At 38.8% G+C, this 26782-nt stretch carries 16 protein-coding genes; 4 read left to right on the plus strand and 12 right to left on the minus strand.

Annotated features, from left to right (window positions below; genetic code table 11):
- Positions 1-63: 63 nt before the first annotated feature.
- Positions 64-1131: a hypothetical protein gene (locus DWW10_RS10090; protein WP_118421397.1), complete on the plus strand. Its 1068-nt coding sequence runs from the start codon at positions 64-66 to the stop codon at positions 1129-1131.
- Between the two features lie 143 nt (positions 1132-1274).
- Positions 1275-4031, plus strand: a complete 2757-nt coding sequence (locus tag DWW10_RS10095) for a hypothetical protein (RefSeq protein ID WP_259320460.1) — start codon at positions 1275-1277, stop codon at positions 4029-4031.
- Between the two features lie 104 nt (positions 4032-4135).
- Here the strand turns inward: DWW10_RS10095 and DWW10_RS10100 are convergent, their stop codons facing one another.
- Together DWW10_RS10100 and DWW10_RS10105 are read right to left on the minus strand one after the other, a co-directional pair.
- On the minus strand, positions 4136-5251 hold the full coding sequence (locus DWW10_RS10100) for an alginate lyase family protein (protein ID WP_118421396.1): 1116 nt from the start codon (positions 5249-5251) through the stop codon (positions 4136-4138).
- Between the two features lie 44 nt (positions 5252-5295).
- Positions 5296-7167 carry a T9SS type A sorting domain-containing protein gene (locus tag DWW10_RS10105; RefSeq protein WP_118421395.1) on the minus strand — a complete coding sequence of 624 codons (1872 nt, stop codon included), beginning with the start codon at positions 7165-7167 and terminating at the stop codon, positions 5296-5298.
- Positions 7168-7378: 211 nt separating this feature from the next.
- Between DWW10_RS10105 and DWW10_RS10110 the strand changes: the two genes are divergently transcribed.
- Entirely contained in the window at positions 7379-9838 is a 2460-nt protein-coding gene (locus tag DWW10_RS10110) for a hypothetical protein (protein ID WP_118421394.1), read from the plus strand.
- A 753-nt stretch (positions 9839-10591) separates the two neighbouring features.
- Here the strand turns inward: DWW10_RS10110 and DWW10_RS10115 are convergent.
- The 6 genes from DWW10_RS10115 to DWW10_RS10140 all read right to left on the minus strand — a co-directional run bounded on the left by DWW10_RS10115 (position 10592) and on the right by DWW10_RS10140 (position 19274).
- Entirely contained in the window at positions 10592-11263 is a 672-nt protein-coding gene (locus tag DWW10_RS10115) for a TonB-dependent receptor plug domain-containing protein (RefSeq protein ID WP_118421393.1), read from the minus strand.
- A 90-nt stretch (positions 11264-11353) separates the two neighbouring features.
- Positions 11354-12322, minus strand: coding sequence for a hypothetical protein (locus DWW10_RS10120; RefSeq protein ID WP_118421392.1), 969 nt, complete (start codon positions 12320-12322; stop codon positions 11354-11356).
- Positions 12323-12341: 19 nt separating this feature from the next.
- Complete coding sequence (locus DWW10_RS10125; protein WP_259320461.1) at positions 12342-13046, minus strand: fasciclin domain-containing protein; 705 nt, start codon at positions 13044-13046, stop codon at positions 12342-12344.
- Positions 13047-13077: 31 nt separating this feature from the next.
- Positions 13078-14661, minus strand: a complete 1584-nt coding sequence (locus DWW10_RS10130; protein WP_118421390.1) for a RagB/SusD family nutrient uptake outer membrane protein — start codon at positions 14659-14661, stop codon at positions 13078-13080.
- Between the two features lie 13 nt (positions 14662-14674).
- Positions 14675-17824, minus strand: coding sequence for a SusC/RagA family TonB-linked outer membrane protein (locus DWW10_RS10135; protein WP_118421389.1), 3150 nt, complete (start codon positions 17822-17824; stop codon positions 14675-14677).
- Between the two features lie 217 nt (positions 17825-18041).
- Positions 18042-19274 carry a site-specific integrase gene (locus DWW10_RS10140; protein ID WP_022392176.1) on the minus strand — a complete coding sequence of 411 codons (1233 nt, stop codon included), beginning with the start codon at positions 19272-19274 and terminating at the stop codon, positions 18042-18044.
- Positions 19275-19469: 195 nt separating this feature from the next.
- Here DWW10_RS10140 and galB point away from each other — a divergent pair, with 195 nt between their 5' ends.
- Positions 19470-22091, plus strand: a complete 2622-nt coding sequence (gene galB, locus DWW10_RS10145) for a beta-galactosidase GalB (protein ID WP_118421388.1) — start codon at positions 19470-19472, stop codon at positions 22089-22091.
- A 57-nt stretch (positions 22092-22148) separates the two neighbouring features.
- Here the strand turns inward: galB and DWW10_RS10150 are convergent, their stop codons facing one another.
- The 4 genes from DWW10_RS10150 to DWW10_RS10165 all read right to left on the minus strand — a co-directional run bounded on the left by DWW10_RS10150 (position 22149) and on the right by DWW10_RS10165 (position 26739).
- Positions 22149-23018, minus strand: coding sequence for a polysaccharide lyase 6 family protein (locus DWW10_RS10150; protein WP_022392178.1), 870 nt, complete (start codon positions 23016-23018; stop codon positions 22149-22151).
- 35 nt (positions 23019-23053) lie between these two features.
- The gene (locus DWW10_RS10155) at positions 23054-23428 is read right to left on the minus strand and encodes a chondroitinase-B domain-containing protein (protein WP_022392179.1); all 375 of its coding nucleotides are present in this window, start codon (positions 23426-23428) and stop codon (positions 23054-23056) included.
- Between the two features lie 139 nt (positions 23429-23567).
- Positions 23568-24575: a uroporphyrinogen decarboxylase family protein gene (locus tag DWW10_RS10160; protein ID WP_022392180.1), complete on the minus strand. Its 1008-nt coding sequence runs from the start codon at positions 24573-24575 to the stop codon at positions 23568-23570.
- A gap of 106 nt (positions 24576-24681) precedes the next feature.
- Entirely contained in the window at positions 24682-26739 is a 2058-nt protein-coding gene (locus tag DWW10_RS10165; RefSeq protein ID WP_022392181.1) for an alpha-galactosidase, read from the minus strand.
- Positions 26740-26782: the final 43 nt, after the last annotated feature.

Raw genomic sequence — 26782 nt, forward strand, 5'->3', positions numbered from 1 at the left:
GCTAATATACTAAAAATATTAGGTGTGTTTGCGGAGAATCAGATAAATTAAAAACAAAAAAACATGAAAAAGAAAATGATTTTAGTGTCTTTGTTAACAATCGTTATAGGATACGCATGCCAAAATGAGTTTATCGAAAATGAAGAATCGGTTGATAAGGTATTAACCCGTTCTCTAAATGAGGATCTAAGTGTCGCTTCGGCTAAACATTTTTTTGAGACTAATATCCATGCACTAAAATTACCTGATTTTAAAACTAAAGTTGACAGTGTTAATGATAAAGAATATATGGATCATTACTCTAAACACTCAAAAGAAGTTTCAATGACGCATTCTTCACTTCCTGATTTAAAAAAGGCCAATGTAAGATTAGAATGGGATAAAAGTAGTGTTTGGAGTGATGAATACGCCTCTTATGTTGAAATACCGATGAATGCTGGAGGACAGATTTATGCATTAAAAAAAATAAAAAAGGGAACAGATGAATTAAAGCATGAACGTACTAAAGCGAATTTTAAATTTGTTTTTCGAAAGACTCATGGATATAATGAACCTGTCTGTGAAATTGTAACTATTATTGGTCATAAGGATTACTTAAGGAGAAATAAAGCTAAAATAAGTGTTTTAAAATACAATATGGAGGGTAGCGATTTTTCCGGTTATATCTTTCATTCTGATATAAATGGGAAACCAAAGAAAGCTTATGTATATGAAAATGGAAAAATAACTTCTGTTCTTCGTGTAGCAAAAGTACCAACTCCTGCTTCAACATCAAATGCAATTTCTATTTCCCTGTTTGATATGGGAATGAATATGTCATCATATTCATTAGATTGGGAAGTTTGTAGTATGTGTGGTAAAGAACATGAATGGTGGGAAGAATGTGAATTATTCTGTCCTGATTGTGGTGCGATGGATCCTGAAACCTGTACCTGTTTCTGCCCAAGGTGCGGATTTAGAGAATGTGTATGCTATCCTATTTGTGAAAAATGTGGTTACGTTATAGAAGCTTGTATTTGTTGTCCAGTATGTGGACCCAACTATATCTCTTGTCCAACATGTCATAGATGTGCTGTTCACTGTGAGTGCTGTAAGATATGTTTAAATAACCCTTGTGAATGTCCAAAATAACAAAGTAATTTCAGCTATATAAAACCGCTTATTTTTCAATATCATGAAGAATCTTTCTTTTTTTTATAAAAGATTCTTCATGATAACTTTAATATCGTAGTATTTAATGAGGCTTTTGCTTATCTTTATAAAAACTATATATTATGAGATGCTTTTTAATTATATGCATTCTATTAGGTAGCTCAATTCTACCCATTTTCTCTCAAAAAAAAGTTGTGCTATATCAGGAGAAAGCCTATCTCCACACCGACAAGCCTTTCTACTTGATTGGCGATACCATTTGGCTGAAAGGTTATCTTGTAGATGCACAAACGCATAAAGAAAGTGATGCACAAAGTCGCTTTTTATATATCGAACTCATAAACCGGAAGAATAAGGTAATTCAGCGTAAAAAAATAAAAGAAGAAAACGGGCATTTCTCTAATTTCATTCCTTTAGAAAAAGATATTGAAGAGGCCGATTATCAGATTCGCGCTTACACCAATTTCATGAGAAATCAAGGAGAGGAGTTCTTCTTTACCAAACAGATTCCCGTATATGCCAATACCTCTTCGTTACTTACTGCGAACATCGAATATGATTCGGATGAAACCGATGGGAAATATGCCGTTATCACCCTGTTGCGTAAAGACGGCACTCCCTATGCAGGTTCTCGTGTCGAGTACATGATTCGCACGAAAGAGTATAAGAATCGCTTTCGCCGTGTGAGAACAAATGCCGATGGACAAATACGCTTTAAGCTGCCCGACCGGGAGAAAGGCGTGGAACCTTATGTCTACCTTTCTCTATACGAGAAAGAATATGTACACCGCAAGCGCATCTTCCTGCCGCAGGATTATGAATATACAGTTGGCTTCTATCCGGAAGGAGGGCATTTACTAGCAGGAGTACAACAGCAGGTTGCCTTTAAAGCAGAAACTTCGACCGGGGAAATAATAAATGTAGAGGGATATGTATTAAATCAACGAAAAGATACATTGGTCACACTCAATAGCGAGTATGCCGGCATAGGCTCCTTTACGGTTCAAGCCGATGAAGCAGATACACTGTATGCTTTTGTGAAAGATAAGCTTGGATATGAGCGGAGTTTCACTCTACCTAAAGCTTCCACCACCCATATTTCTCTCGCCATACATCAGGATCCCACTTCTGTACACTACTGTATACTCACTCCTTTGGATAGAGAACTGAATGAGGACTTCGGTTTATTGGTGCATACACGTGGCAAGATCCTCTTGAATCGTGTCGTATCTCGCGAACAATTATCCGACAGTATCCCTCTCGATTCGTTTCCCGAAGGAATTGCCCACTTCACACTATTCAACCGTGATACGACAGTGGTGAGCGAACGTCTTGTCTTTGTCAGGAAGCCTGCCGCTGTGTTTCAGTTAGCGGTTTCTGGTACTCCGGCCGACAGTCGCCAACCTGTAAAAATGGGGTTACGCATTTTGGATAATCAACATAGGCCGGTTCAGGGAAATTTCTCTTTGAGTATAACCGACGATTTCGCCGTGAATATGGATGCTACAACCAACCATGTGGTCAGTGAACTATTGCTGAATTCTGATTTAAAAGGTAATGTCTTTTCTCCCGCTTACTATTTTTCTTCTTGTACTCCGACCATCGAAAAGCATTTGAACCAACTTATGCTGACACACGGCTGGCGTAGATATGATGTGAGTACAAATTTGAGAGAAGCGAAATATAAATATGAAGTTGAGAAAACTCAGCAAATCTGCGGATATGTTGAAAGTCATTTTGATAAGAAAAGATTGTCTCATTTTGCACTGCTTGTGAGTACTTCTCAAAAAGCTTTCAAACAAATTGTTGTTTCCAATGAGAAAGGAGAGTTTTCTTTTACCCATAATTTTCAGCAGGTCAAGGATCGTTTGACAGAGTTCCTGATTAACGGTGCTGGGAAGAAACCCAAATGGCGATATGGCATTTACATGAATGAAACGGAATATCCTAGTACTCACCACTTACACTGGCAAAAAGAAGAAATACCTTTGAAAAGTAGAGCTTTCATTAAAAGTGTGCGCGAAGATTATACTCTTGTAAATGGAGAAAAAATATACCGACTGCCGGAAGTGGAGGTCACCGCTTTACAATTGCCGGACGGGTGGGTCTCATATAAGGTGGTTGAACCGGAGAAGATAGAACAGATAAATGAAAAGACGGCTTTGGATTTATTGAAGAGAACTCCTAACATTATGGTTCATTCCGGAGTTAGAAATAGTGTTAACCAAATGTTTGTATTAGTTCCAAACAGAAACTTCAACGAAAAAAGTTCTTACAGCAAAATATCTGGTTCTAATGGCGAAAGTCCGATATCAGGTTACTGGGAACGCTTCTGGAAAAGAGTACCCGTAATAGTTGATGGATATGAACTAAAGAATCTACAAGATCTGGAAAATCTGCGTGCCGAGGATGTGAAGTCTATAAATTTTGTACGAGATAAGGCAATGTATATTGCAAACAGCGAGGATCATTATACTTGGGAAAATTATGAAGAAACAGAGGCTGTAACAATAGCCAATGCACCGAGAACTGGTGATGCACTACCTCTGATCGTTCAGCCCCAGAAAGTATATATAAGTACTTATCTCTCTAAAGGAATTATCGGTTCTTCTATTCCGAGCATTGCCCGCATAGGTTATTTATCCTATGCCGAGAATGCAGAATTTTATGCTCCCCAATACCCTACCGAAGAAAGCCGTAAGATTATCAACTCTGATAAACGTACCACCATTCACTGGGAACCCAATATCCGTCTGAATGAGAAAGGTGAAACAGGACTAAGTTTTTATACAGCAGATCGCCCTTCTACTTATACAGTAGTGATAGAAGGTATAACAGATGATGGGAAAGTCTGTCGGTATGTAAAGCAAATAAAATGAGAAGAAATAAACGATATTATACAAGTAATTTGTTACTTGTGTAATATCGAAATACTATAACTATTCTCTAAGAGCACACTAAGGATAAAAGAGGTCGCACAGTTTTATTGAGCTGGAAAATCTGCACTGGTCAGAGATGCCCAAGGCATAAACGATTGGTTAACTGTTCCTTCCGGACGACTTTTCTGAATCATTTTATAGGTATAAGGCATATCCATTCCTTTGCGGTCATGATAATGATGGTAAGCGCGTTCCCAGGCAGGACATATCTTTTCGCGTTGTTTGGGCGAGATCTCAGGTCCATAGACTGGTTTTCCAAACCAAGTGATATACTGTATATGAGGAACTTCTTCACCCGACATGTATTTAGCTGTATATTCAAATCCTTTATAGAGACGATTATCGAACGCCCCATATAAGTCTATTTTTTGGTTCCATGCTATCTCTGCGGCACAAGCAAGGAAAGCAAGCCCCATCTGTACATGCTGCTGATCACGTCCACTCTCTTGACATTGTCCGTTTTCATAAAAATAGTTTTTTATAGAGCCGTTACTATCACCATCTGTCAACTGTTTGCATGCTTTTTCAAAAATATTTCGTCGATCAAGGAAGATACCGATACACATTATGGTTTGTCCGTTGGCAGCATCCCAATTGCCATTGTAACGAGGTGTCCAGTCTGTTATCACAGGATACCAAATATTGATTACCATATCTTCAAATGCTCTACGATCTTTGTCACTCCAGCCTTTGTAGGTATATTTGATGATCTCGGCAGCATTGAGATACTTAATGCCTGCTGTACCCACTTTCAGTTGGCGATTGTGGTTGACGACCGATTCAAGGGTATTTGCCCAGGCATTAAAAATTTCAATAGCCTTTTCCGCATAAGCTTCATTTCTTTCCACATACCATTGCAAAGCCATGGTGTAGGCGGCGGCTCCATCACGTACAAACTCTTTCCCGCCATTATCGGGCTGATTATACGGGCCGTTATCCACAACTTTAAATGGAGTTGGTTTATAGTGGAGTGAGGAAATTTCTGAAGCCTTGAGCTGATCCCATGCTTCCTTCCAAGGCTCTTCACCTGCAAGGATTTTTGCTTTCATAAACTCGAGGTCAGAGGTCGTATGTAACATGCCGGGATGCACAAATTCTTGTCCGAAACAAACGGTACACACCAATACGTACAGGAGCGAGATAAAAGTTTTTTTTGTCATAACAATTAGTAGATTTATTTTTGATATTCAGGAGCATAATCAAATCACTTTCCGGTGGTTCTGATAAGAACTTTCTGACTGTAAGCTTTCCGGCCGGCCTCTTCCACACGAACTATGTAAAAGTCATCGTTCAATGCCATACTTTCCACCCAGTTATTAGTAGAAGATTTAAGCGTCTGCACCATACTTCCGTTCGTTGTATAAATAGATATCAATGCATCTTTTTGTGATTTTACTCTCACACGGTTTATCTCTACAATGATATGCGGGGTATTTTCTCTATTTACTTCAGGCATTAACCCCGTAGATATACCTCTGGCTTCTCTTTGAGCTTCATAAAGTGATGCCGGTTGCAGATTCTTACGATTCTGCCCTTCGATATATCCATCCATATATTCACTCATCGTATTGCGATACCGTCGTATCGTCTTTGCCGTACAACCGATAGCATAGTTCTGCCCTGTAGGTACTTTGTCCAGATAAATAGCACCTCCCTGTACATCGCAATTCCAAAAGACACTGTTAGTGCCTCCCCAGCCATGACCACTTCCCATGTTATCACGTAAGTACATGCCGATTTTACCGGCATTTGATTTTATGGTTCCCAATTCTTTCCAATTGTCAAACAGAATACCTTGTGACCATAAACGGTGTCCCTCTGCCTGTGCAAGAGAAAGCTCCGAACGGAAATTTAACACCACAATACCGCTGGTAGTGGCGCAACCGTTAGAGATATAGTGATGACGTCCGTTGCGGGCATAACAGTTCTTAAGTAAGATCAGTTGTGAACGATGGTAGTTCTCAAAGTTATAATATGTACCTCCGGTGCAAAGTCCTGAAGGATCAATTGCATAACAATCTTCGATTGTGCTTCGCGTAGTCGATGTTGTTTTGATACCTGCATGAACGAATCCTGACATCGAAACACCTTTTACCCATGAATTTTCCAAAGAACTCATATAGATACAGTTCTGATCGACATTGGCCGTCGAATTTTCCGGGCTTCTTTCCAAAGAGATATGCAGGTTTTCAATACCTACATTGTGACGAACAGTACCCGGATTCTCAATCTTATAAATATAAGCTTGTGCATATTGCTGATCGAGTGAATAGAAAACAGGTGCATCCACTTCAATTCTATTTCCTTCTACATTGTTCACATAACGGTGATAGGAAATATCAATATCTTTAATCTTCCATTTCATACTTTCATCTGTATTCCGTTTTGTATTTCCACCATACCAGACTGCTTCCAGCCATTCCGTAGTAGTGGGATACTTTATACAGATTAAATCGCCAATCTGATAAGCACTTGCGTCAGTTACCTGAAATGAATAATCTCCCGGCATTACCTTCCGGGTTGTAATATTTACCTGGTTGTTTCCTTTTCCATTGCCCCAGTTGTGTGCAGAAGAATTTCCCATTAAAATGAGTCGCTTTGCCTTCTCGGAAGCATTTCTACCATACAGGACGGTAGAATCATTCTCGGAAAAACAATTACCTTCACCGCGCAAGATAACTCCATCGTACGTCAAACTCAAGGTTCCATCAATATTATATCGCCCAGCTTTCAATAGTACGACTCCCCGGATACCGTCAGCATTCAACTCATATTGTCCAACCTCATTAATCGCTTTTTGTACATGTTGCGTATTGTCAGCCTCTTTATCTTCCAGTGGACTAATAACGATGGTGCGTTCCGGCAAGTTGATTACAGGAACATCTTTTCCATTTTTATACCCTGCCTGGCTAAAATCGGGTATGACAAAACCATCTTTATCTTTCTGATAAGTCAGATTTCCGGTCTTATCCTGAGTTACGAGTTGTGATTGCCAGCTTTCTTGTGCCATGAGCAAATTAGAACCAACGAATCCTGAGAATCCTATAAATAAGGATATAAGGTGTGCTTTCTTCATATTTATTAGTTTTTTATTTGTTTTACAAAGAAACCCTTTCTTTAGCTACCCCCTTTATTGAGAAATCTCATTTTCTTGCAATTTTGTATCTTTCTATAGTGAAAAGATAAATTAGATCCTATTTCGTAAGTTTTTGAGACAATATATATAACGGGAATTCTTTTTTTCCCTTTTCTTTGCTATACTATTATTAATTCTATTGATAAAACAAATGAAAAACATCTATTATCTACTATGTCTTCTTTTTCCCTTGTCCGTTATGGGACAGGAGCTAACTGGTAAAAGCCAGTGGATTTATCCGGACGCTTCTGGAAAATTAGTATATAAAACAACGAAAAAAGGTGATCGCATCATTGATTTTTCCCATGCTGGCTATAAAGGCGGTGGAGTTACATTACCTTATGTTCCGGCCAAGTTGACGGTACATCCTTTAGGTGAGAATGAGGATTGCACGGACTATATCCAAAAAGCTATTGATATGGTCTCTGCACTTCCCCAAGATGAAAATGGATTCCGGGGAGCTGTATTATTGGCACCCGGACGTTTTGTGTGCGAACGCACTATCCAGATTACGGTTGACGGTGTAGTTTTACGCGGTACCGGAAGTGACCCAAGTGGAAGTACCATTGTTATGACTGGTGGGAAACACACAGCTATAGTTGTGAATAACAATCTTCGTCAGAGGGCAGGCAATCGTTTGGGAGAGACTTCTCCGGATGAGAAGAGCATAAAAGTCATTGACAAATATATTCCTGCCGGTTCCTATCATTTCACAGTGGAGGACGCTTCGGGACTTTCTGTTGGAGATAACATCGAAATACGTAAACCTGTGACAGAGAAGTGGATTAAATATATGAAGATGCACGATCTGGTACGCGATGGAAAACCTCAGACTTGGATAAAGGCAGGAAGACTGTTGATTGCAGAACGGACGATTGCAGGTATCGAGAAAAATACAATCACTTTGACAGTTCCATTAGTAGATTCTTATGATGCCCGGTTTACGGATGATAACACTACGGTGGTGATAGCCAATGATGTCCGGCGTATTCGTCAGTGCGGTGTGGAGAACCTCCGCATTGAATCGCCGGCGCAAGCAGTTAATCATGGAAAAGCCTTATATTACGCATTAAGAATAAATGGAGAAGATTGCTGGGCGAAGGATATCAATGCAATGGAAACCATGGAAAGCGTAGGTGTAGGAGGTCGGCGTATCACCCTGCAACAAATTAATGTGGTAAGAAGGGCTCTACATCAGGGAGCCTCCAAACCAGCAGAATTTGCACCGAATGGAGGACAGATTTTACTAGACCGTTGCTCGGTTGCAGGCGACAATATTTGGTTTGTGGCACTTGGCGGCGGACAAACAGGCCCTATTGTATTCCTTAATTGCAGCTTCAGAGGGAACGGACGCATAGAAGGACATCAACGCTGGAGCACTGGTTTACTACTTGATAATTGTGTATTGCCGGACGGGGGCATTGATTTCAAGAATCGCGGTTCTATGGGTTCCGGTCACGGTTGGGGCACTGCCTGGTCCGTTGCTTGGAACTGCGTAGCAAAAAGTTATGTGAACCAAATACCACCGGGAACCTGCAATTGGGTAATAGGTAGTAAAGGGGAAAGTACACCACTACGCCGTCCTTTCAATCAATCGGGGCCGACATTGGCCGTTGGTATTTTCGATTCTCATAATACTCAGGTTGCCCCTCAAAGTCTTTATCTTGCACAACTTAAGGAGCGTTTAGGCGAATCTGCCTTGCAAGCTATCGGATACGGACCTACTACCCAGTTACCTCCTCCCACTCCGTCCGACTATGCCTTTCAAGGAGGTATGCAGGCTTCTTCCGAATTGGTTGGAAGAGATTATAATGCCATACATGAATATATGCGCACTTTAGGATGGGACTACTCTGAACATCCTAATATATCGAAGAATGATCATTATGACGGAGTTCATTGTGAAGTAATATTCGATTCTACTTTGCAACAATACATATTTAAATTCACAAATCATGCCAGTGCTGAAGCTTTGGATAGTGACCGCGGCAGGTTATTGAGTGATCGTCAGCGAAACGAGATGAAAAGCCAGACCAACCGTAATTGGTACCACCTGAATGGAAACTGGAATGAATGGCAACGGTTGGAGTGGAAATTCCGTATTCCGAAAGGCTTTCAACCCACTACCAAATTTTGCCACCTCCACCAACTAAAAGCGCAAGAGGGAAACAATGGTGCACCACTCATCACCATCAGTACACGCTGTGATGAGAACGGTGATAATAAACGCGTACAAGTAATCCATACGGGAGATACAAGGACATCTGGTAAAGGAATTCTGATAGACGATCTCCCTCTTTCTGATTTTAAGGACGAATGGATACAGGTTGAGACAGAAATGCATTACACGCATCATGGCACGTTCCGCATCAAGCTCACCCGCATCAGCGATGGCAAAGTACTTGCCAATCAATCTTTTTCTGATGTAGATTTGTGGAGAAAAGGAGCAACGAACATCCGTAATAAATTTGGTATCTATCGCAGTCTGGGGCGGAAGATGCAAAGTGCATCCGATCGTCCGGACAATGGCCTTAAAGATGAAAGTCTACAATTGGCAGATTTTAAAGTATATGAAGCACATACTAATCCGAACCCACAACCTCATGATTAATTTGTCGCTTTGACATTTTGTATTTTCAATCACTGTACGTTTGTATTCTTTCGGCCTTCCTGCCATAAGTTCAAGAAGAATGCACGGAAACAGGATTAGATAAATTCAAAAAGAAAGTAGAAAAGGGTAATGCTTACGGGTTCTTCTTGTAAGTATTATCCTTTTCTGTCTTTCGGTTACAATTTGCAAGAAACGATCCGGTGTCTGTTGATAAAATGCTACTGAAAAAGTGAACGGAAAAAAGGATGAAATAGAAGGTCTAAATACACCTTGGGGATTCCTGATGACGTTTATATAGGCTTTGTACATCAGGTATTAACTTCCTGTCTACAGGAAGTTAACTTCTTGCACGCAGGATATTAATGTCCTGCGTCTTGGATATTAATATTCTATCTCCAGATACTTAAGCTTTATTCTCTTTTTTATCCATTTTCTGCATATTTATTACTTTTTATTCGACCTTCTTGCATAAGTATTCCAGGATTGAATCGTGAAAGATACTATAATCTTTATCCTATAAAAATTATGAGTTATAGAATAGATTAAATAGACTTTCTTTTGAAAGTAAAATAGACAATAATATTGCAAAAAGACATGTGAATTGGATGTAGGCCGACTCCATTTAATATTGTGGATAACGGTCTGTATAGTCAAAACATGTCCTTCCAAGGAACAGGCCTATCATTATTATCATGTATCTATAATATATAAGCATTATCATCACACAGAATACTCCTCTCATGTTTAAACCTATCATTTGATTCTTATTAAAATAACCCCATTAGCTCCTTTCATTCCATATTCAGAACCATCTTTTTTAACCTCTATTTCACGTATGTCTTCTACTGATACTGCATTATTTGCTTCTTCCAATGAGTTATACTCCGTTCCGCTTACTATAAAAAGAGGTTCAGTACTTAGTGCAAAAGATGAACTGCCTCGTATTGAAGCTTTCATCTGCCCATCAGAGTAGTTGATTTGTAATCCGGCGATATTCCCACGCAATAAGTCTATCAGATTGTTCGCATCTAATTGTTGAATTTTCTCATAAGTTATAATATTGTTATTATAAGTTTGTCCGGGTATTTCCTGATACATGCAGGTTATTGTTTTTTCATTGGTGGCATAACGCAATGAGTTTTTTCCTAAATGTATAGTATAAGTTGGAAGGTCTAACATTGGCACATAAGCCACCAACTTTCTGTTAGGATATATTAACAGAGTATCACCAGCTTTAATACGCCCCAACTCAAAAGTACCTTTTGATGAAGTTGAAAGCATTTTCATACGTCCTTTTATCCGCATTTTTATTTTCTTTACCGGTTTACCTTTTTCATTCAGAAGAATCCCTGTTACATTATCTTGAGCCATTCCTGAGAGTGAAATCAGAATAGCTGTCAGTAAAAACAGAATACGATGTTTCATATCTTTATAATATTAGTAAAAGGAGAGAATACTTAAACATAATATGCATGTCCAATATTCTCTCCCTTTTTAATGAATGAGATTGATTATTTATCTTTCACGAGATTCAGCCGTACAGATTGTACCATTATCATAGACAAATAAATTATCTGCAAAAATAACGACTTTATTATCAAGGCCGAAACCGGAACGGGATACATAATACTGCTCCTGTACACCAGCTAATACATTACTTTCAAAATACTTTTTACCATCATAATAAACAATGAATCGTTTATTGGCATCAATGGAGACAGCAATCGTTTTAAAAGTATCTTTCTTAAATTTAAAGTTCGCTGTATCTGTACCCTCATCTATTATATGCTCTTCAGTCTCACCTGTAGATACATTGGTTGTCGTATAAGTTACTTTCCATGCTCCTGTCTTGGGATAAGTTGTAAAGCAGGCCTTAGTTACATAAAATGTAGCATTATTAATACGAGCAAACTCAATACGAATTTCTACAAAATTATTGTCAGCAGGACAAGTATTAACTGCATAATCTACTTGTGTAGAAAAAGGAATGGATACACTTCCCCAGCTACGCGCAAAACGCCCGTCTGCTTTGCTGGAAGTTAACTTCACAGCACCGTTTGAACCTTTATTGGCATCAAATGCCACTGTCATAGATGCATTGGACCAACCTTCATTATAATAAGGTGTTTCAAAGTTAGAATAAAAAAGCTCGTCCAGTACTGTCATTTTAGAGCGACGAGTTTCTTTCTTTCCACCACATTTCACTGTACACCAAACTTCATAAATACCGGCTTCATTCGGTGCTTTCCATACATTCTCAAATAACCCTTGGGGATTTGTCATACTTCCTCCATCACATCCCCATTCGTAGCTGACATCGGTGTCATCGCTGAGTTCGGCAGAAACAAATACTTTCACCACATCATTACGGCAGAATTTTGTACCGAAAGTGTTTAATGAAACAATATTTACACTGTCGTCATCTGAACAAGAAGCAAAGATTATACACATTAATATAGCGATATTGAATATTAATTTTTTCATACGTTTCTATATTATTAATTTATTCTTGATTCATAAAATATCTCGATGGGCGGGGTTGCCACCAATCAGATACATGGATATAACCATCACGCGCATGAATATTGGTAGTACGACAACTACCGGAAGAAGCTGCCAAAAGCCCTCTGTAATTCCATTCAAAGTTATTCAATTGAAGTGGCAGATTACGATCGTGTCCAGCTTTGATACACATAACTGCTGTATCGCCTTTCAATGTTTGTCCATCCCTGTTATAAGAGAATTGCCCTTCACCATAAGTTTCAATCCAGCGGTCTGAGGAATCAATATTGAAATATGACCATTCGCCTCTGACAATATGATAGGTTAGTAATTCTCTGACAATCTTCTTGTCATATTGCTCCCACGCTGTTGCCGCAATGGCTTCTGCTGTTCCAGGAAGTATCACAGGATTTTTCTGCCAAAAGCAATTATCTCCACTACTAAGAGCACTATTTGTTAGCAATATATGTGTATTACCCGGTTCCTTATATAAATCTTCAATTCCAGCATATTGAATACCTTCAATTAAAGTGCTGAATATATCAGGACGGTCTTGGATAAATTCCCAAATCGTCATATTTACCTTATTATCTGCTTCTTTCGCTTCATATTCCTCATTACTTTGAAAATCAAGACCGAACAAGGTACATGAACTCAATGAAAAACAAAATAAGGCAAGACCTATAAAATATCTAAAGACTTTCATATTCATTCATTTATTATTTAAAACATTATTGTTATTCTTCATAAGGCTTATTTTGCTGTCCGCTCATTGATGGATTCTTACGGAATACATCCTGATTCAAAGGCCATAAAATTCTACCGTAACCACCAATTTGATTAGCTCCTTTTTCGGCACCAATTACAAAACCTTCCGGAATCCTCTGATCACCTAAATCTTCATTCTGCAAATATGGATCTAAATATTCTTTTACCATATCATTACGCACCAAGTCAAACCAGTGTTTGCCTTCTGCCCAAAGTTCAATAGTCCGTTCATCAATGATTAATTTAATCAGATCTTTTTCTGTCGGATAATCGGCTAAGGTAGCAGGATTTGCCCAGCTTGCACGCTTACGTATTTGATTTACAATATCAATCGCACCTTGATAATCTTTATTTGTTCCCAATACCAAGGCTTCAGCTTTCAATAGCAATATATCTGCTATACGATAAATTGGCATGTGGGTAGAACATGAGCCATTAGCAACATATGAATATCCAGGTCTGCCACTATTGGCAGTCGCTCCATATTCTGTAAACTTCGGGCATTTAATCTGGAAGTTAGCCGCATTACCATAATCTCCATTCATTGCTTTCTCATACGATTCATCTATCATTTCGTCTGGAGTAATGAAATAACTAATTGCAAATGTATCCATAATCATAGTCACGCGAGTGTCTTCTCTTTTACGAGATACCAATTCTTTATAATATGCCTTTGTTGGATGATATCGAATTGTATTTGAGCCTGATGCAATTTCCTGAGCATATCCAAATCCGTTACTATCTTCTTCATAATTCCAGAAAAGGTTAAAGATCATTTCTTTAGAGCTTGATGGATTCAAGAACATACTGGAGTAAGTAGAAGCGGGCTCAAGACTATACTTATAATTTGCCAGCAGATCATTTGCAGCTATTAAGGCTTTATCATATTCTTTATACCACATCAATACATCTACACGCAATGCCATGATAGCCCCACGATTTAAATAGTATTTACTTGCACTGGACATATCTGTAGAAGCGCCAATATATTCTAAAGCTTTCTCAATATCTCCCAAAATGAAAGCTTTCAGTTCTTCTACAGAAGTTCTACCATAGTAGCGCTCCTGAGAAGACACATCTTCCATAGGTTCAGTAATTTTAGGCACACCACCCCATACACGTATAGCGTAAAAATACATCAACGCACGCATAGCATAAGCTTGACCTAAATAAGGGGCAGATACAGAACTACCAATCGGGCTGTTGGGAATATGCTTAATCGCTGCATTGGCACGATAAATAGTTTTGTAAAGATCACTCCAGCTAGAAGAGCCCGATTGTGAGTTCAGACCATTATACAATAGATTACGATCATAAGCTGTTCCACGTTCAGCATATACACCAGAACGGAGCTCTCCCCAATAGAACCAATTTGTGCGTAAAGTAGATTGTAAACCATCATACATACCTGCATTCCAGGTTTTCAAATCTTGTTCCGAGGTCCAAAAGGTCTCACCCGATAGTGAACTTTCAGGCTGCCTATCTAAAAAATTCTCACAAGAAGCGAGTAATAGGCTGACACCTGCAATCAATAAATATTTTAATCTTTTCATAAGTTGTTACAAGTTAAAAGTTAACATTTAATCCGAAACCAATTTCTCTTGCAGTTGGATATCGTCCGCTGTCAATACCCGGACGAAGTACATTACTATTGGAAATACTCGACGGGTCAAATCCTTTGTATTTTGTCCAAGTCAGAAGATTGTTTCCATATACATACAATTGAAGGTCTGAAATATGGAATCGTTTAGTGAGTTTGCGATCAACCCTGTAAGCCAAACGCGCATTTGTAAGACGGATATAGTCACCATCTTCCAAGAAGAAAGAAGAAAGTTCACGTGCATTATTTACACCAGTTGTTGCTTTCGCGCTGCTATAAACTTCTGTTATTTGCCCTTGATATTTCCACAAACGGTAACAATCTCTTGCCAATGGAGTCATGTTTGAGGATGAATTCTGCAACAGGTCTCGGCGTTGTTTATTATAAATCTTGTTACCAAAACTTCCATAGAATGAGAAAGATAATGAGAAACTCTTATAATTCAAATAATTAGTCCATCCCATATACCATGTAGGCATACCATTACCCAAAATACGCCTATCAGAATCACCGATTACACCATCATGGTCTAAATCATCCCAAATAATATCACCACCTTTACTTACAGAACCGGCAGTAGTCATTTGCCCTACATCACCTGTATATTTCTGACCACCTTTGGTTTCGTAGTGCGAGAAAACCGGTTTACCATTTGAACCATAGATATAGTTGTTATAATTATTGGGGTCTCTTTGATATACAGGTACCAAACGGTCGCCAAATGAACCATCACCATTCTTTATGTATGCGTTTGCTTCATCTGTAGCATAAATACCTAAAGCTTTTTGACCAAACCATTGTCCCAAAGGAGAACCTTCTTCAATCAGATATTTACCATCTTCTACAAAACTTTTACCTTCTGACAGTTTTAACACTTTATTTTTGTTTTTGGTATAGGTAAGGGTAGTTTGCCAAGAGAAATCGCGAAGTTGTATAGGAGTTGCATTGATTGTAAGCTCAATACCTTTATTCTCAATATTACCCATATTAACTCGCATACTACTAACGCCTAGCTCAGAAGGTATTACCTCATCAGCTAATAGATCTTTAGTCTTCTTTATATAATATTCTGCCGCTAAAGATACACGTCCATCAAGCAAAGTGACATCCAAACCGATGTTGGTTTGTTCTGTAGACTCCCAACTTAGATCAAGATTGGCTAACTTATCTGTTTGGGTAACTCCAATGACCCCATTGTAATAAGAACCAATATTATATTGATTGATTGACTCATAATTACCTACACGTTCATTACCATTTGTACCCCAACTTACTCTAAATTTAGCATCAGTCAATACTGGTTTTGCCCAATCAAAGAAAAATTCATCAGAAGCACGCCATGCAACAGATGCAGATGGAAATAATCCCCAACGATTGCCTACAAAACGAGAGGAACCATCATAACGAAGATTAGACGTAAATATATATTTTCCCTTATAACTATAGTTAACACGTCCGAAAAAAGATGCCATAGCATGACTTTCATAGGTAGTCTTTGTTTTTGTCAAATCTTTCACTTGTTGAGCATTAGAAGTGAGTATTGATTCCGAGACATAATCACTACCTTCTAAATGGAATGTTTCATCCCGCCAATCCTCAACACTGGTACCCAACATTGCACCTACAGAATGATCTTTAAAATCTCTGGCAAAGTTTATATAAGTCTCCGCAGATAATTTACGAGGTATCTTGGCATCATTAGAACCTGAACTGATACCCGAAGAAACCAAATCTCCGCGGATTAACTGGTCATTGCGGTTAACCTTCAATTCACCTTGTACATTGGCAGACCAAATTAGCCCTTTCATAAGCTGAAATTCTGCACCTTGATATAAAGATACTGAATAAGAAACACTCTTATTTACGCGTTCATATGCATCAGCTATTGGATTAAACTGACCACCATTATTATATACATAAGAACCATCAGGGAAATAAAGTGCCATCTGTGGTGGACGACGCAATGCCTGGTTTATTACACCACCAGTGTTGATGTTATTTTTATCAGTATAAGCTACATTAAAGCGGCTCATGAGTTTAAAACGATCCGATACTGCAAAGTCTACATTCGTTCTGGAAGTAATACGATTCAAATAGCTATTTAAGACAATACCTTGCTCGTTTAAATAACCAATACTTGTATAATAGCTCATTTTATTTTTTGCACCGCTAATATTGATATCTACTTGATTAGAATGGGCCATACGAGTAATTAAATCCTGATAGTCATTATCAGCCATAAAGTTAGGATGCAAAGAGTCATTGCTGGTTTTCCATAAAGAAGTCCCTGCGTTGCCAGCTCTTTCTTTCAAGTAACGTTCAAATGCATTTGCTTGATCAATCTTATGCCCCAACTTTTTCATAGAATGATTATACTTCACTGAAATTCTGGCAGGAGCTCCCTCTTTACCGCGCTTTGTACTAATAATGATTACACCGGCTGCTGAACGAGAACCATAAATAGCTGCTGAAGCAGCATCCTTCAAAACTTCCATACTCTCAATGTCAGCAGGATTAATAGTAGAAATATTATCTACAGCAACACCATCTACAATATATAATGGTGTAACACCAGATCCCATAGTAGAAGCGCCACGAATCAACATCGTACCTGTATCACCAGGAGCACCCGAATTGTTGGAAACTTGCAAACCTGAGACTTCTCCTTGCAATGCTTGGAATATATCTACCGGTTGACGCTCCTCAATGGTCTTTGCGTTTACGGTAGAAATAGCACCCGTTAAATCTCTTTTTTTAACTGTACCATAACCAATAACTACAACCTCATCCAAAGCTTGAGCATCTTCTTGTAATACGATGTTCATTTTAGTACCCATAGCTACTTGTGTTACATCTTTATATCCAATATAACTAAATTTCAATGTAGCACCTTTATTACATTTGATGGAGAAGTTACCGTCAATATCAGTTATTGCACCATTGTTACCTCTTACAACAGTAACTGTAACCCCAATCAAAGATTCCCCATTTTGATCAACGACCGTACCAGTCGCCGTTATTTCCTGAGCATATAGATTAAAACTCATAGAAAATGCAAACAGAACGAGGAGAAATCGCCAGAATAGCGATTTGGACTTGTGTTCTTTCTTTTTCATTAAACTACTTTTTAAAATTAGACTTAAATTAACAAGGGATTTCACCTAAGATTCTTTTTGAGTTGTTCATAATAGATTGTTTTTACATAATATCAATACATCATTTTCAACTCTGTCTACGAAAAGCAGTTATCTTTTTGATTTTGTGAAAAGAAAGAAATGGAAATGGCTTTTGTCCGTCACTACGGAACATGCTATTTACATATATATATTTGTTTTATAGATCGAACCTTGTTAAGAGTATTGAGTTCTTTTTCCTTTCTTCAGCTTCAAAACTTGCGAGATAGTTTTCGGTAATGGCTAAATTGGAATGTCCAAGGCTTTCGGATATATAGGAAATGTTGACACCACTGCGTTTTAATACTGTTGCAAATGAATGACGTGCTGAATAGGTTGTGACGCGTGGAATGCCTGTCTTATGGGAAATTTTGTAAAGTATCTGATTACATTCGGTGACCACTTCCCTTACCAGTTTTACTCTTTCAAAAGGATTCTCTTTTCCGGTAGCAAAAGGAAAGATATAAGTTTCGGGTGACGTGGGAGGATTGCCCCATTTCTCTATTATCTTTTGCATTTCGGGCGTGATGACTGCATGGATAATCTTACTGTGTTTGGTATTTCGGGCTGTTTTTGCACGTATGAAGCAGATCTCACCATTGATGATATTGGAGTATTGCAGATATAATAAATCACGAAAATTAATACCATTACATAAATAAGAAAAAAACCACAGATCACGATAAACTTCAGTCTTTGGGGTTCCATCATTATAGGTAATAATTTTCTTGATTTCTTCCAGGTTTAATGCTAATTTGCGTCCGCATCCAGTGGGTACTTCATATTTCCCTTTTCCAAAAGGATACTGACTTTCCTTAATGATACCGTCTTTACGTGCTATATTAAGAATGCATTTTAAGTTTCTGAAGTAGAACCCCATACTGGAGTAACTGATTCCTGCTGCGGATAAGTGATGTTCAAAACGGTTTAACCAGTTGATGGTAATTTCATGAAAAGATATGTGTTTCCCTGCAAACTGTTCTATTTTGTTTAATGATCCTTTATAAGACAGATAAGTATTGGCTTGTCCATTTTCCTTTAACTCCTCCAACTTTTTATGAAATAAGGCATTGACTGAAAAATCAGAATATCTGCCTAAACGTGCATTTAGGATGTCAAAATGAAATTCACCTTGAAAAGATAGAAATTCGACTTGCTGCCTGATTAAAGAAAAACTATTTTCGATGTTACGCCGTACTTCAGATAAGTGACGATTTTTGGTATGTGGTAATACTTCCCAGTCTCTAATAGAAACTTCTTGCCCGGTGGAGTAATATTTCTGTTTTCTGTTGTGGATAACTTGTACTTTTATGGGAAATAATCCATTCATCTTTTGTTTTCTTTTATCTAATACTGTGAGTACGGAAACTCCATCCTTAGAATATTTGTACATGGCTTTTGAAATTTGTTGGTTATTAACTATGAATTGATATTGTATTTAGTAACATGCAAATTGCATACAAAGTTGATAAATAAGACCCACATTAAAAGACATTTGAGACAGTATTAACAGAAACATAGATAATATTGATAATCGTCTATTTTTCTATTCCTTACTTTTGTAGTGCTAACAATTTAACAAAATAGTATGAAAAACAGATTTCTTATTTTATTGAGTTTTGTACTCATTGTGGGGCGAGATGTTATTTGTGCAAATACCTCAATGGTGCGTGAGCGCATAAACATGAATCGTGATTGGCGCTATCAGATAGATGATCCGGATGGGACAGGTACTGCATTACATTACTCTCAACTAAAGCCTTATTTATTACCTTGTGCTAATGACTTTATTATATTCGGGAAGAGGTATCAGAGACCGGAAGGCAATCCGGGAGAAAATATAGCCTATGTAAAATCTGATTTTGATGATAGTGAATGGCGACATCTGAATTTACCCCATGACTGGGCTATTGAAGGCCCTTTCAATATTGACTATAACGGTTCGACTGGAAAGTTACCTTATTGGGGGATACGCTGGTATCGTAAAACACTGGAGTTATCGCAGGATGATGCCGGGAAACAAATTTATCTTGATATTGATGGGGCGATGTCATACGCTTCCGTGTGGTGTAACGGGCAATATGTGGGTGGATGGCCTTATGGCTATGCTTCTTTTCGTCTTGATCTGACACCTTATATAAAGGCCGGACAAAAGAATGTGTTGGCTATTCGATTGGATAATCCGGACGATACTTCACGTTGGTATCCAGGTAGTGGCATTTATCGGAATGTATGGTTAGTGAAAACGTCTCCTGTTCACGTGGAGCAATGGGGAACTTTTGTACGAAACCAGCAGGTTGATTCTGAAATTGCTGTTATGGAAATGGGAGTGAATATTGAGAATCATGCTGGAAAAGATGTTCAGGTAAAGTTGCAGACAAGTGTATATCTGCAAGGGAAAGATGGACGTCCTGTGGGGGAAGAGGTGACTCAAAGTATGACTAAGGATATTGCGATTAAAAAAGATAGCTGGTCGAGTGCCCGCTTTCAATTTAAAGTAGATAAACCGAAGTTGTGGGATATTGATACTCCGAATTGCTATGTAGCGGTCAGCCGCGTGTTCATGGATGGAAAAGAAATGGATAGTTATGAAACTCCTTTTGGAATTCGTACAATTGAATTTACCCATGACCAAGGTTTTATGTTGAATGGACAAAAGCTAGCTATTAAAGGTGTGTGTATGCATCATGATTTGGGTGCTTTGGGTGCTGCTTTTAATGAAGTGGCTGCCGAAAGGCAGTTACGTATCATGAAAGAGATGGGTGCAAATGCCATTCGTACTTCACATAACCCACCGGCACCGGAGTTGGTCGCTCTCTGTGACCGTATGGGACTGATGATGCAGCTTGAATTAGCTGATACCTGGCAAAAAGGGAAACGCAAGAATGATTATAATCTTCTTTTTGATGATTGGAGTGAAGCAGATATGCGCTCGTTGGTACGTCATTATCGTAATCATCCTTCTGTAATTATGTGGAGTATAGGCAATGAAATGCCTGATCAGACGACTGATCAGGGAATCATAATAGCTCGTAACCTGACAGCTTACTGTCATGATGAAGATCCTACACGGCCTACTTCTTTAGGGTGTAATAAGCGGGATGCTGTTTTCCGGGATATTGTGAATCAGGTAGATATATTTGGTCTGAACTATTTCCATAAAACTTATCCGGTTTTTAAAGAGCAGAATCCTACTCGCCGTTATCATGCCAGTGAAACTTCCTCTGCAACGAGTTCTCGTGGGGAATATTTCTTCCCTGTAACTACTGACGTTAACGATAGCCGTTCCGGCTTCCAGCTTTCATCATATGATATGACAACTATAGGATGGGGATGTGCTCCTGAGGTTCAATTTAAAATGAATGAAGAATATCCGTTTATGAGTGGTGAGTTTGTGTGGACCGGATTCGATTACTTGGGCGAACCTACTCCTTATAATAAAGACTTAACCAATTTGTTGAACTTCAGTGATCCGAATGAATTAGAAAAGGCTAGAAAGGAATTGGAAGAGTTAGGCAAAATTAAAACACCTTCTCGCAGTTCTTATTTTGGTATTGTCGATTTATGTGGTTTTCCGAAGGATCGTTATTACAATTATAAGAGCTATTGGCGTCCTGATGTGCCCACTGTGCATATATTGCCTCATTGGAACTGGGAAGAGCGGATTGGTGAAATAACTCCCGTTCATATTTATACTTCGGGAGATGCTGTTGAGCTGTTTTTGAATGGTAAGTCACTGGGGCGTAGAGAGAAAGCTCATTCGTATGACCGTTTGACCTGGGATGATGTACGTTATGAACCGGGAAGTTTGAAAGCCATAGCTTATAAGAACGGTCAGAAGTGGGCGGAAGAGCTTGTAGAGACCACTGGAAAACCAGCCGCTTTACAAGTAACGGCAGAGAAAACAGAGCTTAAAAATGATGGTACTGATTTATCATTTATCCGTGTAGCTGTTGTGGACTCTCAAGGTCGTGTTGTGCCTCGTTCTAAGAATCATTTGAAGTTTTCTGTAACAGGGCCTGCTGAGATTATAGCTACAGATAATGGAGATGCAACAAGTTTGTTACCATTCCAATTATCAGAAAGAGATGCTTATAACGGTTTGGCATTAGTCATTTTGCGTAGCCAGTATATGAAGCAGGGAAAAGTAGTACTTACAGTAGAATCTAAGGGGCTTCCGAAACAAAAGATTGCATTAAAGGTAGAATGACGTGTAAAATATTACCGACGCCCGGCGAAACCAGACATCGGCAATATTTGTGATTGATTATTGTTGCATTAATCCTGTAAGAGTATCTATTTCATTTAGCTCAGTGCTGTGCCAGGTAGTACCACAATCTGCGGGTGAGACGGCTTGCCGGCGTTGAGCCTTTATTTGCTCTTTATTGAATGTAATACTTTGAAATCCTTTAATAGCCGGTGATTCTTTGCTTTTGAACTGACAGAGATTATCGACAAATGTAGTGCCGGGAAATATAGCCGGATTATTGATTTTGATATTCGGGAAAGTATTGGGAGAATAGATTCGGTTATGCGCAAAACGTACGTTTTGCGGTTCCTTATCTCCTTGCCCGTCTCCAAAGTTCAGTTCGGCACAATCCACGAAAGTATTGAAAGCGATATCGATATTCGCTGCTCGATGATACGATTTTAGTTTTTCATCTTCATAATCTTCCGGGGCACTGGGACGTTCATATACCCCCATGCGCAGAATAAAGGCGGCACTGGAACCTTTCCCTGTTACCCCCTCCACATAATTGTTACAGACAGTATGGCCTTGGTTGATAATACGGATACCCGAAGTCCCGGGGAGCTGATTACCTATGATGACATTGGAATCTATGATATTATTATGTCCGTGACGACATACTAAGCCGCCACGCGATTCGTAAAACAAGTTACGGCGTACGGTATTGAAACCGGATTTTACTGAAATAATTTCATTTTCTCCGTCACAATGATAGAATATATTTTCTTCGATGATACTGTAGGAAGGCAGTTGTGATGACCAGGAATTACCCACGCGTATGATTTCTGCACCATTACCTCCAAAGGGTTTCCGATAACCAAATATATTATGATCTATTTGGTGGTGATTGTGATCTCCACCGTCTTCTACTGTAATTTGTATAACCAATCCGCGGGCGCGCTTATTGGCAAAATAACAGTGGTCTATACGATATCCAGTTGAAATTCTATCATCTCAAAGTCAGATGCCCAAGCTTTATGAAAGTAGAGTCCCTCCAATTGTAGATAACTGCCTGCCATACGTATTTCTGTTTTTCCGGATATGATAGCATTTCCGGTATTCGCTGCTTTCAGTATAATTGGATAATCTGCTGTTCCATTTCCTGTAAAACTAACCTTATCAAGATGGGAATAGGTTCCATCTTGTAAAAGCAGAGTATCACCAGGTTGTAAAGATCCGTCAGACATCTTGATCTTTAAACTTCCGATGTCGGTTGGTGTGAAAGTGTGTGTCACCGCCAAAACCGGACAAACGAATATTACTGCAATAATAGTGGATGCAAATGATTTCTTATTCATGATATTTCTTAATTTAGATAATACAAAAGAATAAAAAGCGGGTGTCTCACAACAACCGCTTTTCGATCAACAATCTAAAATGACCTATGAGATATAATACCTATTTACCAACTAACTATGAATTTAAAAAGCCTATGATTCATTCTATATTACGGGTATGATGTGATGTTTTAATAGCAGTTCTGATGTTATCCATTGGTGTTTGGGACAAGATTGTACAATCTGCCCCTAAAATAAATCGTTTCCCTTTCAAGGATTTCTTTAGTTCATATATTTCTTTTGCCACTTCATCAGAACTTCCTTCTAATATAGCGCCTTTACGATATAATCCTCCCATTGCAGGACGCTTAAATAATTGTTCGCATGCTTGTAGACTGAAAGTCTGGTCGGCTACTTCACAAGGCGCATTAATTATTTGGCCCGGATATGACACGAAACGGGTTAAATCGTCGTACTTGCCTTCGTAGTCACAGATATGGAGTATGTTAAACAGGGTTCCGTCGTTACACTCTTGCATCACTCTTATGTCATACGGTTTGACAAAGGTTTCAAAGAATCCGGGAATTATATAGAACTTACTTTCACCTCCTTGCGTGGGTGTATAAAAGCCATCCACACCAACGTTTTTACATGCTATTACGTATCTGATAATTGCTTCGGTAAAATATTCAAGTGCTTTTTTTACGCGTTCCGGTTCTGTTTGGGCATATGCCATCACAGTTTTGGCTCCTACGCTTTGTATTAGCATCTGGAATGGGGAATAAACGGTAGGCAGTATCATTGTATTGGCTCCGGCAATATCATAGATACCTTTTACTATTTCCAACGTTGGAGTGAAGAAATCTGCCGGGAGTGGTTTTATTTGTTCCCAATCTTCTGATTTCTCAATCCGTATACGTCCGTATCCTTGTTCAAACTGGATTTTTACAAAGTCCATGCCTGTAGAAAGAAAATAGCGCAAATGTGCGTCAATGGCTTTTTCTCCGATGCGTGCATCTTTCCCAAAGTGCATGAAAAACGCAGCCGGTACATATTCTTCATCTAATGTACCTGATAGAAACTGCTGCATTATTTCCCGCTTGTTAGTGGGGATTTGTGCCTGGGCTAACGTAGCGAAGCAAAATAATGTGAATAGTAATCTTTTCATGAGAGCCTGTTTTCGTTTGATTTAATATGGCAAAGGTACACGTAGTGACAATGCGGGATTTAAAATATTGTTTCAATCCTTATATATATTGTTTCAGAAGATGTTTTTAGCGTATAAAATCAAGGATTATTATTTCTTTCGGGGATAAAGTGACAGAAATGGTATCACCGTAATGATAATGTCGGGATAATGACCTTTCTTGAATATTAGTAATAGGTGAGTCTACTTTGAAACGTTTTTTTGTTTCAGGTACTCCCAGCGCCTTATCTAGCTTGAGATGATAGCTTTGTGACTTTTCCGAAGGATTATGTAAGGAAATATAGCCTTGTTTTTCGGTCCAGGCTGTATAACCGTATACTTCATTTCGTTGAGGTGATCCTCCATGCATAACTACGTTGTTGAAGGTAGGAAATGCTTTTCGTGCCCATTTCAGACCGTCAGAAAGAATGTCCCAATCAGTAGGAGACAGGCTATCCGTTTTGATGTACAATTCAATAAAACCGGTGCCTCGGCTGAAGTTCATATATAAATAATCCCTAAAAGTTTCAGGTGTTTCGTTTGTTTGCGTTTTTTTCGGTTCATGATTGAATATGGCGCTCATTGGGAATTTGGTATTCTCTTCTTTCCATATTTGATGATAAATCTGGTCACGATAAACCAGTTCACCAGTTCGATTGTCTCCTTTTGCGGCATCTCCTGCATTAATCAACCATACAATATCAATGTATTGCAGCCACCACGGGCTGAGGTAAGCGCCATTGGTGATGGCGATAAAGATATCCGGATTGACTGTATTCAGTTTGTCGAAGATTTGTATCAGCCTTTCTGTTCCTGCTGAAAGATAATAGCCTTTTTGCTCGTCAAAGTGACTATCATTTAGTCTTTCATCATTGGATGACGGAAAAGGATTATCAGCAATATCGAAGTCCCGGAGATTAAGATGTCCGAACAAACCATCAAACTTGAAGTAGGATATTCCCATACGTGCCAGTTCTAATACTCGTTCTTCTAATTTCAGCATATACTTCTTCCCCGTCATAGACATGCCATAGGAGAGTGTCTCAAAACCATATTCCTGCATCCGGGGCATCATGGGTTGTCCGCCAAAGAGGCAACCGGGGCTAAGCCAGAGCCCTAACTGTGAATGGGCTTTCTGCACCGAATGAAAACAGTCGGTAAAGTCCGGTTGGAATTTGGAGTTGATTGTCCATACCTTGTCCGACCAGTCGGCTTCTTTACTTGTATCTTGCCAACCATCATCAATGATGTACGCATTCAGAGGCTGGCAGCCTCTCTTTGTTACCAATTCGTCATTGATTTTCTCTACGCTGCGGATAAATTTCTCTTTTGATACCTTTCTTGAGTAATCGAACCAACTATTGTATTGAATCTGCAGGCGCAATGGGCGTTTCCTTATTTTATTGATATAAGTATAGAATGCATTGTCTATGGCGTGTACATCGCCACTTACACCAATGATACTGTTATATGATGTATAAGGTGTATTTTTACTTATGATTTGCCCCCACAGATAACCGCAATTGATTTGTCCGTTACTCACTTCATTATTGGCAGCGGGGAATTCTATTCCCCAGAAAGTTCCGGTTTTAGTAGTATAAACAGGTTGTCCCAATCCGGGTTTCCATTGGGCGCTGCCTCTTGCCGTAATTTTCTTGAGAGTATAATTTTGGTACGCATCTTCGAAAGCAATAGCTTCTACATTCACTCTTTTTAAAAGAATATCCTGATTTGAAGTGAATCGCAGGGATTTTCGACAAAAGGCATCATTGGAGGCTAATTCATAATAGACAATTAAAGAAAAGCCATTCTCCTTGCCCCGTAGTTGGAACTGATATCCTTTGCTTTCCGGGCGTTTGGGGTTTGCATAAGGAAAAACGGAAGTTACTATGAAATCTTTGGCAGATAAAATGTAATCGGTATTTTCTATTTCACCGGGGATTGAGAAACGAAGGGAAAACTCGTCACAACTTGTTGGAGTCAATTCTGTTTGAGCTTGTTTATTAAGAATGGTCTGGGTATGTAACCTTCCATCCGTTACTTGTATAATGCGTGCCAAGTGCTTGTTCTCCATCCTGTACGTTTGTGCTGTAATTGCCAGAGTAGACAGAGATAAGATAATAATCGTTGAAATCAGTTTCTTCATATCATTAAATATAAAAATGGTTAATGATACAAAGATAGCCTGA

The organism is Bacteroides intestinalis (assembly GCF_003464595.1).
In the GTDB taxonomy this organism is placed as follows: Bacteria; Bacteroidota; Bacteroidia; order Bacteroidales; family Bacteroidaceae; genus Bacteroides; species Bacteroides intestinalis_A.

Bases quoted from the DNA above. Each gene is read 5' to 3' on its own strand.
- DWW10_RS10165 (WP_022392181.1), bottom strand. From the start codon at position 26,739: ATGAAGAAACTGATTTCAACGATTATTATCTTATCTCTGTCTACTCTG.
- DWW10_RS10160 (WP_022392180.1), bottom strand. From the start codon at position 24,575: ATGAAAAGATTACTATTCACATTATTTTGCTTCGCTACGTTAGCCCAG.
- DWW10_RS10095 (WP_259320460.1), top strand. From the start codon at position 1,275: ATGAGATGCTTTTTAATTATATGCATTCTATTAGGTAGCTCAATTCTA.
- DWW10_RS10135 (WP_118421389.1), bottom strand. From the start codon at position 17,824: ATGAAAAAGAAAGAACACAAGTCCAAATCGCTATTCTGGCGATTTCTC.
- DWW10_RS10110 (WP_118421394.1), top strand. From the start codon at position 7,379: ATGAAAAACATCTATTATCTACTATGTCTTCTTTTTCCCTTGTCCGTT.
- DWW10_RS10100 (WP_118421396.1), bottom strand. From the start codon at position 5,251: ATGACAAAAAAAACTTTTATCTCGCTCCTGTACGTATTGGTGTGTACC.
- DWW10_RS10115 (WP_118421393.1), bottom strand. From the start codon at position 11,263: ATGAAACATCGTATTCTGTTTTTACTGACAGCTATTCTGATTTCACTC.
- DWW10_RS10105 (WP_118421395.1), bottom strand. From the start codon at position 7,167: ATGAAGAAAGCACACCTTATATCCTTATTTATAGGATTCTCAGGATTC.
- DWW10_RS10120 (WP_118421392.1), bottom strand. From the start codon at position 12,322: ATGAAAAAATTAATATTCAATATCGCTATATTAATGTGTATAATCTTT.
- DWW10_RS10140 (WP_022392176.1), bottom strand. From the start codon at position 19,274: ATGTACAAATATTCTAAGGATGGAGTTTCCGTACTCACAGTATTAGAT.
- DWW10_RS10090 (WP_118421397.1), top strand. From the start codon at position 64: ATGAAAAAGAAAATGATTTTAGTGTCTTTGTTAACAATCGTTATAGGA.
- DWW10_RS10155 (WP_022392179.1), bottom strand. From the start codon at position 23,428: ATGAATAAGAAATCATTTGCATCCACTATTATTGCAGTAATATTCGTT.
- DWW10_RS10125 (WP_259320461.1), bottom strand. From the start codon at position 13,046: ATGAAAGTCTTTAGATATTTTATAGGTCTTGCCTTATTTTGTTTTTCA.
- galB (WP_118421388.1), top strand. From the start codon at position 19,470: ATGAAAAACAGATTTCTTATTTTATTGAGTTTTGTACTCATTGTGGGG.
- DWW10_RS10130 (WP_118421390.1), bottom strand. From the start codon at position 14,661: ATGAAAAGATTAAAATATTTATTGATTGCAGGTGTCAGCCTATTACTC.